Source organism: Epilithonimonas sp. JDS (assembly GCF_021261315.1).
Taxonomy (GTDB): Bacteria; Bacteroidota; Bacteroidia; order Flavobacteriales; family Weeksellaceae; genus Epilithonimonas.
In genome coordinates this window covers 1-12,012 of the sequence record NZ_JAJSAX010000010.1, presented here as the reverse complement: position 1 = coordinate 12,012, position 12,012 = coordinate 1, and the positions used below count along the sequence as shown (strand labels likewise).

13 protein-coding genes are annotated in these 12,012 nt (G+C 39.0%); 12 read left to right on the top strand and 1 reads right to left on the bottom strand.

Annotation, left to right across the window (positions count from 1 at the left end; all coding sequences use genetic code 11):
• Positions 1–13 precede the first annotated feature (13 nt).
• Positions 14–946: a ring-cleaving dioxygenase gene (locus LUD75_RS18125; RefSeq protein ID WP_232707214.1), complete on the bottom strand. Its 933-nt coding sequence runs from the start codon at positions 944–946 to the stop codon at positions 14–16.
• 239 nt (positions 947–1,185) lie between these two features.
• On the opposite strand from LUD75_RS18125, the gene LUD75_RS18120 reads away from it, so the two are divergent.
• The 12 genes from LUD75_RS18120 to LUD75_RS18065 all read left to right on the top strand — a co-directional run bounded on the left by LUD75_RS18120 (position 1,186) and on the right by LUD75_RS18065 (position 11,708).
• Positions 1,186–1,662 carry a DNA starvation/stationary phase protection protein gene (locus LUD75_RS18120; RefSeq protein WP_232707213.1) on the top strand — a complete coding sequence of 159 codons (477 nt, stop codon included), beginning with the start codon at positions 1,186–1,188 and terminating at the stop codon, positions 1,660–1,662.
• A 54-nt stretch (positions 1,663–1,716) separates the two neighbouring features.
• Positions 1,717–2,412, top strand: coding sequence for a LytTR family DNA-binding domain-containing protein (locus LUD75_RS18115; RefSeq protein WP_209912448.1), 696 nt, complete (start codon positions 1,717–1,719; stop codon positions 2,410–2,412).
• Positions 2,413–2,669: 257 nt separating this feature from the next.
• Positions 2,670–4,877 carry a hybrid sensor histidine kinase/response regulator gene (locus LUD75_RS18110; RefSeq protein WP_232707212.1) on the top strand — a complete coding sequence of 736 codons (2,208 nt, stop codon included), beginning with the start codon at positions 2,670–2,672 and terminating at the stop codon, positions 4,875–4,877.
• Between the two features lie 161 nt (positions 4,878–5,038).
• The gene (locus LUD75_RS18105) at positions 5,039–5,590 is read left to right on the top strand and encodes an antibiotic biosynthesis monooxygenase (RefSeq protein WP_232707211.1); all 552 of its coding nucleotides are present in this window, start codon (positions 5,039–5,041) and stop codon (positions 5,588–5,590) included.
• 323 nt (positions 5,591–5,913) lie between these two features.
• The gene (locus LUD75_RS18100; RefSeq protein WP_034974811.1) at positions 5,914–6,471 is read left to right on the top strand and encodes a hypothetical protein; all 558 of its coding nucleotides are present in this window, start codon (positions 5,914–5,916) and stop codon (positions 6,469–6,471) included.
• A 51-nt stretch (positions 6,472–6,522) separates the two neighbouring features.
• Positions 6,523–6,966, top strand: a complete 444-nt coding sequence (locus LUD75_RS18095) for a lipocalin-like domain-containing protein (protein WP_232707210.1) — start codon at positions 6,523–6,525, stop codon at positions 6,964–6,966.
• Between the two features lie 27 nt (positions 6,967–6,993).
• Positions 6,994–7,962, top strand: coding sequence for an NAD(P)H-quinone oxidoreductase (locus tag LUD75_RS18090; protein ID WP_232707209.1), 969 nt, complete (start codon positions 6,994–6,996; stop codon positions 7,960–7,962).
• Between the two features lie 23 nt (positions 7,963–7,985).
• Complete coding sequence (locus LUD75_RS18085) at positions 7,986–8,663, top strand: YoaK family protein (protein WP_232707208.1); 678 nt, start codon at positions 7,986–7,988, stop codon at positions 8,661–8,663.
• Between the two features lie 283 nt (positions 8,664–8,946).
• Positions 8,947–9,993, top strand: a complete 1,047-nt coding sequence (locus LUD75_RS18080; RefSeq protein WP_232707207.1) for a cupin domain-containing protein — start codon at positions 8,947–8,949, stop codon at positions 9,991–9,993.
• Positions 9,994–10,018: 25 nt separating this feature from the next.
• Positions 10,019–10,720 (top strand): YoaK family protein, encoded by a 702-nt coding sequence (locus tag LUD75_RS18075; protein WP_232707206.1) that lies wholly within the window; start codon positions 10,019–10,021, stop codon positions 10,718–10,720.
• A 4-nt stretch (positions 10,721–10,724) separates the two neighbouring features.
• On the top strand, positions 10,725–11,186 hold the full coding sequence (locus tag LUD75_RS18070; protein ID WP_232707205.1) for a redoxin domain-containing protein: 462 nt from the start codon (positions 10,725–10,727) through the stop codon (positions 11,184–11,186).
• A 3-nt stretch (positions 11,187–11,189) separates the two neighbouring features.
• On the top strand, positions 11,190–11,708 hold the full coding sequence (locus LUD75_RS18065; RefSeq protein WP_232707204.1) for a DsbA family protein: 519 nt from the start codon (positions 11,190–11,192) through the stop codon (positions 11,706–11,708).
• The last annotated feature ends 304 nt before the right edge of the window (positions 11,709–12,012 follow it).

Sequence of the window (12,012 nt, the reverse complement as noted above, 5' to 3'; positions counted from 1 at the left end):
TAAAAAGAGTGAACTATGATAATTTAGGTAACGCTTCTTCTACTTGAGAACGCATTGCTTCGTATTGTTTCGGAAGTTTTAAATTTTGTCCCAATTCACTCAAAGGTTCGTCTACAGTAAAACCTGGATTGTCTGTTGCGATTTCGAATAAAACACCACCCGGTTCACGGAAGTATAAAGAGTAGAAATAGTCTCTGTCGATTTTCGGTGTGATGCTTAATCCCGCAGACATTACTTTTTCACGATATTCCATCAAGATGTCATCATTTGATACTCTGAAAGCGATATGGTGATTGGTTCCGGCGGCATTTCTACCGAAAGGAATTTTATCATTTTCAATAATATCGATAAGGTTTGCAGTTTCTATTGCACCTGTCGCAAAACGGAATCTTTCGCCTTCTTGTTTTTGAAGGTCATATCCAAGAATATCAGTCAGGACCTTGATGGTTGGGTCAGCTTTTTTCAGGCTTAAAGTAACGTTGTGAAAACCTTTCAAACCGTTCTCATCCTTGATGTCATCGGTCGTCCAGATTTTTCTGTCATCCGGAGTTGATGATTCGATGAACTGTAATTGAAGTCCGTCCGGGTCTTTGAATGAAATCAGTTTTTCACCAAATATTTCACCTTCTTCAGCATTGACATTGAATTGCTGTAATCTGTTTTTCCAGAATCCTAAACTTCCTCTTGGAACAGAATATCCGATGTGTGTTGCCAAACCTGTTCCGTTGGTTCCCTGCCCAATTCCTTCCCAAGGAAAAAATGTCAAAATTGTTCCCGGAGTTCCGGTTTTGTTCCCGAAATAAAAGTGATAAGTTCCCGGGTCATCGAAGTTCACCGTTTTCTTTACTAATCTTAAACCTAAAACCTGAGTATAAAAATCTAAGTTTCTTTTTGCATTATTTGCGATTGCTGTAATGTGGTGCAATCCTAAAATTCTATTTTCCATTTTGTTTGTTCTTTAATTTTGTTAGGACAAATTTAGGACGATGGAAAATGCTGTACATTTAACTAGTTTAATAAATCTCATTTTGTGACATTCTCACAGAAAGAATTTTTAAAGATTTAACCTGTAAATTCAACGACCAATTTTGCCCGTTCACCGAAAAATTCATCACTTTTTTAAGATTCATTCTGAACTTTACATCAGAAAAAGAGCAATACCGCTCCTACTTAAATCTTAAAATTATGAAAACAAACATCGGACTTACAGAGCAAAACACAGAAGCTGTTGCAGAACAATTGGCAAAACTTTTAGCTGACGAAACGGTACTTTACATCAAAACAAGAAATGCCCACTGGAACGTGACCGGCGATAATTTCCACGCCAATCATATTTTCTTTGAAGAGCAGTACAAACAGCTGGACGAGTTGATTGACAGCGTTGCAGAACGTCTAAGAAAAATCGGACATTACGCACCTGCAACTATGAAAGCTTATTTAGAATTAACGCATCTTACAGAGTACAGCGACAGAACCAATGATGGATTAGGCTATATGAAAGATTTACTAAAAGACCACGAAAGTATTATCGATTTTTTAAGAGGAAATGTGACGCCTTTTGCTGAAAAATACAAAGATTACGGCTCCAGCGACTTCATCACAAGCCTGATAGAAACGCACGAAGAAATGGCTTGGATGATACGCTCTTACTTCAGAAATTAAAGAAAATAAGAAAAGGAATAATTATATTTGTGTCAACCATAATAAACTATCCCTATGAAAGCTTTAATTGTTGATGACAACGATATCGCAAGAACCACTTTGGCGCATTTGGCAAAACAAGTTCCGAATCTGACGATTGTCAATGAATATTCCAACGCTATTGAAGCTTACAACCATTTGCAGAACAATCAAGTAGATTTGATATTTTTGGATATCGAAATGCCGGAAATGACCGGAATCGAACTTACTAAAAACCTTTCAGGGAAAGACATTATCATCATTTTCACCTCATCCAACAAAGATTACGCACTCGAAGCTTTCGAATTGAATATCGCAGATTACATCCTGAAACCCGTGATGCCAGCGAGATTTTTACAGGCCGTCAGCAAAGCGCAATCGATTCTGGAAAGCAGAAAAGAAGATGTGGAAGTCACCAAAGATGAGTTCCTTTTTGTAAGAGATTCCAATATCACAAGGCGTTTGAAGCTCGACGATATTTTTTATGCGGAGGCAATGGGCGATTATGTGAAATTTTACACAAGAGAAAAAATGTTCGCCATCCACGGCAAGATGAAAACAGCGGAAGAACGTCTTCCGAAAGACCATTTCATCAGAGTTCATCGGTCTTACATCGTTTCTGTTGGCAAAATAGACACCCTTCAGGACGGTGGAATTATGATAAACGGAAAATTCATTCCCGTCGCAGATGCTTACAGAAAGGCTCTCAACACGAGAATGAATGTTTTCTAATTATTTGTGAGTGATTTGGGCAGCTATTTCCGCCTTCCGCTCCCAATCTTTTTTGCAGACGATTTCAGTCTAAATAGAACTAAAGAACAAGCAAAAAAGGATTTCCGCTCAAGTCGGGCTGCGAGAGATTCAACGTTCCAATCAGAGCGTAAAAATTCCCCTCCTCTGGAGGGGTGGCGAAAAATCATAGAATTTTTGACGGAGTGGTTTTACAATTCCAAGTCGTTTTCAACAATTCAAAATAAGTACAGACACTTATGAAAAACATATCCTCAGTAATGGGAAACAGACGGTTCAGTTATTTCATCATCCTCACATTTATTGCGGGTTCTCTCCTGTTGATAGCGGTTCAAATCAATTCGGCTAAAAATACCAAAGAGCTCATCCAAAATAACAACCGACTTCTCAACGAGTTGCGTTCCAGCAATCATCTGCGTGAAATCGACCGTGATATTCTCGGTGTTGAAAGCAGAATCAGAGCTTCCATTGCCACCAACGACACCACTCATCTCGAAGGAATCGACCAAAAAATCAGTCAGATAGAAAACTTTCTCGATTCACTTTCCAAAGATAACTCAGACGATGTGGAAGAAAAGTGGATACATAGATTGAGCGTTCTTGCGATGGAAAAGAAAAAGACGAAAGACAAATTACTGCTCCGTTATCACACCCTTGGAAATATGGACGACAACACTTCCATCGCCAACCCGAGAGCCAGAAAAATCTCTAATGAAATCACTTCCATCACTGCAAAAATCTACGAAAGCCGAAAACTTCATATGGTTGACCTCAGCAAAGAGACTGAAGCGATGGGACAAAAAGCGAGATTATATGATATTTCCTTATTGATTCTTTTAATTTTAAGCGGTTCCATTGTCGGTTATCACATTCTTCGCCAGTTCAAACGTCAGCGATTGTTGATTCAGGAATTGGATGTTGCAGAGAAAAAAGCGTCGGTTGCTGCACAAACCAAAGAAAATTTCCTCGCCAATATGAGTCACGAAATCAGAACGCCTCTGAGCGGAATTTTGGGCTTTACGAACCTTTTGCAGAAAAGACCTTTGGATGAAACTTCGAAAGAATTTGTCTCGTCCATTCAGCGTTCGGGGGAAAATCTAATGGCGATTATCAATGATATTTTAGATTTATCGAAAATCGAAGCCGGAATGATGCGCATTACCAAAGGCATATTCAGCATCAATGGATTGGTGAATTCAGTCGAAACATTTTTTGTAGAAAGAGCCAAAGAAAAAGGATTAACGATTTCCAGTAAAATAGATTCGTCCATTCCTGATACTTTGAATGGTGACGCAACAAGACTGACTCAGATTCTGGTCAACCTCATCGGAAATGCCATCAAATTTACACATCAGGGAAACATTAACATCGAAATTTACAATAAACAACAGAACGAAAATGAAGTTGTTGTTGGCTTTAAAGTTTCTGACACCGGAATCGGAATTGATAAAGAAAAACTCATTGAAGTTTTTGAAAGATTCAATCAAGGCGAAGATTCGACGACCCGAAATTACGGCGGAACCGGACTTGGATTATCGATTGTGAAAAGTCTGATTCAGTTGCAGAACGGCGATATCGAAGTGATAAGCGAACAGGGAAAAGGCACGACTTTTCATTTTTACATTCCTTATACAATTGCGAAAGAACAGCTGAATGTAGTTCCGAAAGTTGATACCGATTATTTTAAAGATAAAACAAACGCGCCTTTGCGAGTGTTAATCGTGGATGACAACGCTATCAACCAAAGTCTGATGAAACATCTTCTGTCACAATGGAATATCGATTTTGAAACCGCAAACAACGGTCTGGAAGCTGTAGAATTTCTCAGAAACAACGACTGTGACTTGGTTTTAATGGATATTCAGATGCCACAAATGGACGGTTACGTTGCCACACAAACCATCCGTGACGAACTTAAACTGAACACGCCTATCATCGCAATGACCGCACACGCTTTGGCCGGCGAACGCGAAAGATGTATGAGCCGTGGAATGAACGAATACATTTCTAAACCGATAAAAGAGGAAGAGTTATTCAAATTAATCTCGAGTTTCGGATTGAAAGAAAACGGAAAAACCGAAGTAAAAACTACAGAAACCGTTTCTCATTATGAGTTCATCGACCTTAGTTATTTGAAGTCTATCAGCAATGGCGACAAAGATTTTGAAAGAACCGTGACGCAGCAGTTTTTAGATAATGTCCCGACTCATTTACAGGAACTGAAACTGGCTTATGAAAATAAAGATTTTAAATTGCTGAAATTGAGAGCCCACGATTTAAAATCGAGTGTGGCGATAATGGGTTTGCTAACTTTATTAGAGGAAAAATTAGACATTTTAGAATTAACAACCAAAGAAAATCCGGCATCAAAAACAGCTTTGGAAGAAGTAAAAGATATTTTGCTGAAATCTTTCTTCGAAACTAAATTGTTTATGAAATCGCTTTAAAGGCTCATCAATTGCGTCGGGCTTTAGCCCGATGATTAAAATGTAAATAAACTCGGCTTTAGCCAATTTAGATTAAGTTTCGGCTAAAGCCTACCCTATTATTTTTCAGTAATGAACAGGCTAAAGCCCATCCCTATTGATTTTTTAACACCTAACATATTATGGAAACACAAGGCGCATCGGTGGTCATCACGCACCACGTTCTCGACGGTAAACAATCCGAATATGAAAAATGGCTTGATGAAATTCTGCCCGTTTCCAAAAGTGCCAAAGGTTTCATCGACTGGCAAATCGTTCGACCGATTGCAAATCTGACGTTTGTTTACACCGTTATTATCCGCTTTGATACAATTGAAAATCTCCGAAACTGGATGGAATCTGATACCAGAAGAAAATTGATAGACAAAGCCCATCCGTTATTCACAAAAGAAGACAATTACGAAATCAAATCCGGTCTCGATTTTCTTTTTTATGGTGAAAAAACAGACAACAAAGTTCCGGTTCGTTGGAAACAATATCTGGCGACGTGGTCTGCCATTTATCCTTTATCCTTGTTGATGCAATTGCTGTTATTGCCCTCCTTACGATTAATGAATATTCCTGCCAATCGGTATTTTGATACGTTGGTGAGTACAGGCTGTCTGGTTTTCCTGGTGATTTATGTGGTGATGCCGAATTATACGAAGTTGATTAGGAAGTGGCTTTATAAATAATTTGAATTAATGTAAATCTTTCAAAACCAAAAATCACTGTAAAATGCAGTGATTTTTTTGTTTATAATAAAGATAATTTTCACGTTTTGTCATTCCGTAGGAATCTCAATGCAGAATTTAAAATAATAATTTAGATTCCTACGGAATGACAAACTTGATTCATATTAAAGTTTATTATTTCTTTCCATTCATTAATAAATTTCAACACCCATTCAACGACACTTTCCGCCTGTTCATCGAACATCAATTGATTTTGAAATTTGTTGAATGTAGCTTTACATCATCAAATTAACAGATACAAACAATTTAAAATTCTAAACATTATGGAAATTATTCAAACACCAGAAAATGCATTGTCCCACTCTACAGTTACAGCGATTATCAATGCCCCAATCGAAAAAGTTAACATCGCAGATTGGCTACTCAACCTTCCCGATGCAGAATATCAAAGATGCTCCACGCAGCACATCGGAGCCGCCATTTCTACCACGTATGATGGCGAACCTGTTTCTTTAAACGTCGAAACAATCGGAGATGCTTTGATGGTTCAGCATTATGTTGCCGTTGAACACCGTCCGGATTACTGCAGAATGTTATCCATCTCAGATTCCATCACCAAAGGCGGCCGTACCAAAGTTCAGGTTTTATGGGAACTGAAAGCCACAAAAATCGATGATAACACGACATTGTACACCAACGAAATCCACGCCACTGCCACTCCTGAAATGTTCGAATATCTGAAAGAACACAACGTGAATCTAGCTGATGCCGCAGCTTCCAGACAAGCCGCTTCCGACGCCCATAACCACGAGGAAACGCCCAACTTTGCAAAAAGTATCGAAAACAAAGCGTTGACCGGAAAATACAACCAACCTTTCTAATTCAAAAAAAATAATGGGCGTATCTCGGTACGCTCATTTCATTTTAAAGTTATGGAAACACTCTTTGAAAAACTTGTAGGAACCTGGACTTTGGTAGAGCTCATCGAAGTTCCTGTATACGGTGGAGAAATTACCCATCCGATGGGTGAAAATCCGAAAGGGCTGATTATGTATAATCCCGACGGTTATATGTCGGCACAAATTATGGATACGAACCGGAAAAACTTTCATCAGGAACATTGGACCAATGCCACGCCGGAAGAATATACACAGGAAGGCTCAACCTATCTTGCGTATTCGGGACCATTCAAAACGGATGATGAAAAACAGTTGGTGAGTCACACGATGTACATCTCACTTTTTCCCAACTGGACGGGGCAAACGCAGAATAGAATCGTTATCTTTAAAGATGGTTTTCTGCATCTTGAAAGTGAGAAACCATTCACCAGCAATTCACGATTGGTGACCCATCAATTGACCTGGAGGAGAGTTTGAAAGAATCTGATATTAAAATTTAAAAAAATGAAAGCAATCGTTATTACAAAACCTGGAGGTCCTGAAGTATTGGAATTACAGGAATACCCTACTCCCGAAATATCCGGAGACGAGGTCTTAATCGAAGTGAAAGCAGCGGGGCTCAACCGTTCCGATGTTTTTCAGCGTGAAGGAAATTATCCTGCACCAGAAGGAGCTTCCGCCGAAATTCCAGGATTGGAAGTTGCCGGAACCATTGTAAAATGCGGACCTGATGTCGTAGATTTTACCGTTGGCGACAAAGTCTGTGCATTGTTGGCAGGTGGCGGTTACGCAGAATATGTTAGCGTGAGAGAAGGTCAATGTTTACCCATTCCTGCAGATTTAAGTTTTGCTGAGGCGGCAAGCTTACCGGAAACAGTCTTTACCGTTTGGTCTAATGTCTTTCAGAGAGGAAATCTTCAACCTGGAGAAACCCTTTTGCTTCACGGCGGAAACAGCGGAATTGGAATCACGGGAATTCAGATTGCGCACGCATTGGGTTCAACCGTCATTGTCACAGTCGGTTCTGACGAAAAAGGCAAAAAATGCCTTGAACTCGGCGCAGATTCTTACATTAATTATAAGACCCAGAATTTTGAAACCGAACTTCAAGATGAAGGTGTCGACGTCATTCTTGATATGATTGGCGGTGATTATCTGGCCAAAAACATCAACATTTTAAAACCTGAAGGGAGATTGGTTCACATCAATGCGGTAAGTGGCAGTCGTGTAGACCTTGATATTTGGAAAGTGATGACCAAACGCCTGACCGTTACAGGAAGTACTTTGAGAAGCCGTGAATATGAGTTCAAAAAACAATTGGCTAAAGAAATTCAGAAAAATGTCTGGCCTTTAATTAAATCTAAACAGTTCAAACCTGTCATTTTCAAAACATTTCCTTTCTCAGAAGCTGCGGAAGCTCACCGATTGCTTGAAGACGGTTCACATACAGGAAAGATTATTCTTGTAAGATAGCAAAAATTTAAAACTGATAACCAATGAAAAGAGATGCTATCTTCTATTCGTCCCTGATTATGGCTTTCAGTGCAGGTTTTGTCGATACAAGCACTTTTACGGTTGCAGATGGATTATTCTCTGCCCATATCACAGGGAATTTTGTGGTTTTTGCGTACAAATTATCGAACCACCCGCAATTGCGTGATTTTAGCAATCTTGCCAGCTTTCCCGTTTTCATAATGGCAGTCATCTTGACCAGAAAAATGGATAGCCTTTATAAAAATGAAAAAGGAATATTTGCATCTATCGGTATATTTTTGATTGTTGCAGGTTGTATTGCTTTTTTATTAAAACAAAATCATATTGCAACAGGATTTATGTATCATTCTATGCTGATGCTGATTGTCTTTTCGATGGGAATCCAGAATACGGTAACCCGTTTATACGCCAATTCTGCTTTTGGCCCGACGACGGTAATGACAGGCAATGTGACCAAAGCCATCCTTGATTTTTTCTCTTACATCTCTACACAACATACTCTTGAAAAATTAATCGAACTAAAGAAATCATTGCTACTTCTAACAGGTTTTTTGATTGGATGTGTCTTTGGCGCTTTGATTTCTGCTCGTTTCGGATTGGTTTCAATGTTGATTCCTGGTATTGTGATTTCGGCTTACTATACGATACCTACAAGAAAAAAATCTTTATCCTTTCAATAAATTCTTTTATCAATTAAATAATCATCCTTCCCAAGTTAAATTGAGAAGGATTTTTTATTAATTAAAATGGACGTCGTTAGGAATCTCAATCGATAAAATTCGAATTGAAAGTCTATTATCTCTCCTCTATTTTCTTTATTCCAAAGATACCAACTACTCCTTTCAAATTCCCACCGACTCATTTTGCCCATTCACCGAAAAGCACTTCAAAATCTTGTGATTCCGAGGTAGCTTTACAGTAGAAATAAAGACAAACTATCATTCATCACAAAAACTTATCATTATGAATACTGCATCATTAAGTTTCAGATACGAACTCGAGAAAAAAGAACCAAGAACCAACGACGGCGGAACTACAAGAGGCGCCTCTGTAAAAGATTTCCCAGCATCTATTGGGATTGCAGGCGTTTCTATGAGACTGCAACCGGGAAGTATGAGAGAATTGCACTGGCACGCCAACGCGGCAGAATGGGCTTACGTGATTTCGGGAACGGTTCGTACCACGATTATTCATCCGGACGGACATAGCTATACAGACAATTTTGAGCCGGGCGATGTTTGGTATTTTCCAAAAGGTTACGGTCACTCGATTCAGGCAACAGGAACCGAGGAATGTCATTTCATTTTGATTTTTGATAACGGTAATTTTTCTGAAGACCATACGTTCAGCGTGACGGATTTTGTTTCTTCTGTACCACCTGAAATTGTCGCTCAGAATTTAAATTTAACTTTAGAAGAAGTTGCGGCTTTACCTCAAAAAGAAGCCTACTTCGCAACGGGAATTGTTCCTGACGAGATGTCTTTCGTTGCTGAAGCTCGTCCGAATGAATCTGATATCGAATTAACGAGTTTTCACCGTTATCCTTTGCATTCCCAACAGCCGAGAATTGTTCCAGGCGGAGGTTTGCAAAGATTGGTAACGAGTAAAGAATTCCCTATCAGCAGTACAATGTCGGGTTCTATTTTGGAATTGCAGCCGGGCGCTTTAAGAGAAATGCACTGGCATCCGAATGCGGACGAATGGCAATATTTTATTTCAGGACAAGCAGAGATGTCAGTTTTCCTTGCAGAATCTACTTGTGTTACAGAGCAGTTCAGTGCCGGAGATGTGGGTTATGTTCCAATGGGAGCCGGACATTACATCAAAAATATAGGCGACACGGTTTGTAGGATTCTGATTGGTTTCAACAGCGGAAAATATGAATCGATTGATTTGAGCGAATGGCTGTCGGGAAATCCAAAAGACGTTGTCATTACTAATTTTGGTTTGAAAGAAGGCGAAATCGAAAAATTCCCGGCTGAGAAAGTTTTCATTCAGCCCAAGAAATAAGATTATAACTCAATCTCTCTAAAAAATGCATAATTCTGTCATTAAAACAAACTATTCCGTTTCTTCTGAATCGATTAAGATGCAAGAGAGATTGGCGATATTTTTAGCTTTGATTGCAGGATATATTGATGCAACAGGATTGATTCAGTGGAAAACGTATGTCTCTTTTATGAGTGGAAATACCACTTCATTGGGAGCGGCGCTTTCAACAGGAAAGTATGGAATCGTTATTACATCAATTACAGTCATAAGTTGTTTTCTAGTAGGAATTTACGCCGGAACCTGTCTTTCATTATGGAAGAGAATTAAGAACCAAATATTAACTTTTCATCTTGTTTCCGGAATTCTCATTTTCTATTCAATTATTGCTTATTTTTATGATATCAATAATTTGTTATCCATTGCAATCGTCGGATTTTCAATGGGAATGATGAACACGATTGTAACTTCTGTAGGAAACCAAAAGGTAAATACAGATTTTGTGACAGGAACTTTGAACAGCCTGGCAAGGAACACCGCAATGCTGACGATGACCAATGATAAAGTTGAAAAAGAAGCGTATCAATCCAATGCCATCCATCTTTTGCTTTTGTGGATAGGATTTTTATCCGGTGCGTTTATCGCTCCTTTCCTACTCGATTATTTTGGAAAATGGACTTTGATGATTCCTGCATTATTACTGATGATTTGCGGAATACTGATTTCAAGAATTAACACTAAAAACTAATATTATGTTACAGAAAAACGATGTTGCTCCAGATTTTACATTGTACGCAACGCCAGACCAGAAAATTACACTCTCAGAATTCAGAGGAAAAAATGTCATCCTTGCTTTTTATCCCGCCGACTGGAGTCCGGTTTGCAGCGACCAGATGGCTTTGTACAATGAAACTCTGAAGTTTTTTAAGAAATACGATGCAGAGATTTTCGGAATTTCTGTGGACAGCAAATGGTGTCATCTCGCATTTGCACAATCCAGAAATTTACACTTCCCTTTACTCGCAGACTTTGAAGCGAAAGGAGAAATTGCTAAAAAATATGGTGTTTATGATGAAGAAGAAGGTGAATGTAAACGCGCTTTGTTTGTCATCAACAAAGACGGCATCATCGAATGGAGTTATCTGTCGCCAACGGCCATCAATCCTGGCGCAGACGGAATATTAGATGCTTTAGAAACCCTTAACACAAAATAAATTATGTCACTAAAACCAGCTGTCAGCCAAGCTGACCACGCACAAGGCAACTTAGAAGCTGACCTCGTTATCGTAGAGTACGGCGATTATCAATGTCCATACTGTGGCGCCGCTTATCCGGTTCTGAAAGAGTTGATGAAAGAATTTGGAAGTCAAATCAAATTTGTTTTCAGAAACTTTCCACTTTCGGAAATGCATCAATACGCCAGACCGGCGGCCATCGCAGCGGAAGCAGCCAATCTTCAGGGGAAATTCTGGGAAATGCACGATGCGATTTACGAAAATCAGAGAGATTTGAATGAGAACTTATTGATAAAATTGGCGGAACAATTAAAACTGAACATTCCTCAATTTGAAAAGGATTTGGAAAGTACAGCATTGGCAGATAAGGTTGATTCAGATTTTGAAAGCGGAATTATGAGCGGCGTGAACGGAACACCTTCTTTCTTTGTGAATGGAAAGAAATTCGATGGTGGCGCGGAAGATTTGTTTGAGCTTTTGAGGGAGAATACGGAGAGCTAAAATCACGAGAACTTTTGACACTTGAGAAATTTTAAGTTTCTATAATAATGTGAAGAAGAACACCTAAGCTTTCTTTAAAAAGGAATCTCGTGTTTTACACTGAATCTGCAGCCCGACTTGAGTGGAGCTCTTTTTCGTCATTGCGATTGCTGAATCGTTCAAATGATTGCCTTACTTTGTTCGCAATGACAAAAAAAGCGGGAACGGAAGGCGGAAATAGCTGCCCAAAATAAAAATCTAACAATCATTTTTCAAAAAATGTACGATATTAAACTAGATTAACGAGAAACGAATTGAAGCATAC

Coding starts and splice junctions, on each gene's coding strand:
- LUD75_RS18075 (WP_232707206.1), top strand. CDS start 10,019: ATGCATAATTCTGTCATTAAAACAAACTATTCCGTTTCTTCTGAATCG.
- LUD75_RS18105 (WP_232707211.1), top strand. CDS start 5,039: ATGGAAACACAAGGCGCATCGGTGGTCATCACGCACCACGTTCTCGAC.
- LUD75_RS18080 (WP_232707207.1), top strand. CDS start 8,947: ATGAATACTGCATCATTAAGTTTCAGATACGAACTCGAGAAAAAAGAA.
- LUD75_RS18120 (WP_232707213.1), top strand. CDS start 1,186: ATGAAAACAAACATCGGACTTACAGAGCAAAACACAGAAGCTGTTGCA.
- LUD75_RS18125 (WP_232707214.1), bottom strand. CDS start 946: ATGGAAAATAGAATTTTAGGATTGCACCACATTACAGCAATCGCAAAT.
- LUD75_RS18095 (WP_232707210.1), top strand. CDS start 6,523: ATGGAAACACTCTTTGAAAAACTTGTAGGAACCTGGACTTTGGTAGAG.
- LUD75_RS18090 (WP_232707209.1), top strand. CDS start 6,994: ATGAAAGCAATCGTTATTACAAAACCTGGAGGTCCTGAAGTATTGGAA.
- LUD75_RS18110 (WP_232707212.1), top strand. CDS start 2,670: ATGAAAAACATATCCTCAGTAATGGGAAACAGACGGTTCAGTTATTTC.
- LUD75_RS18070 (WP_232707205.1), top strand. CDS start 10,725: ATGTTACAGAAAAACGATGTTGCTCCAGATTTTACATTGTACGCAACG.
- LUD75_RS18100 (WP_034974811.1), top strand. CDS start 5,914: ATGGAAATTATTCAAACACCAGAAAATGCATTGTCCCACTCTACAGTT.
- LUD75_RS18115 (WP_209912448.1), top strand. CDS start 1,717: ATGAAAGCTTTAATTGTTGATGACAACGATATCGCAAGAACCACTTTG.
- LUD75_RS18065 (WP_232707204.1), top strand. CDS start 11,190: ATGTCACTAAAACCAGCTGTCAGCCAAGCTGACCACGCACAAGGCAAC.
- LUD75_RS18085 (WP_232707208.1), top strand. CDS start 7,986: ATGAAAAGAGATGCTATCTTCTATTCGTCCCTGATTATGGCTTTCAGT.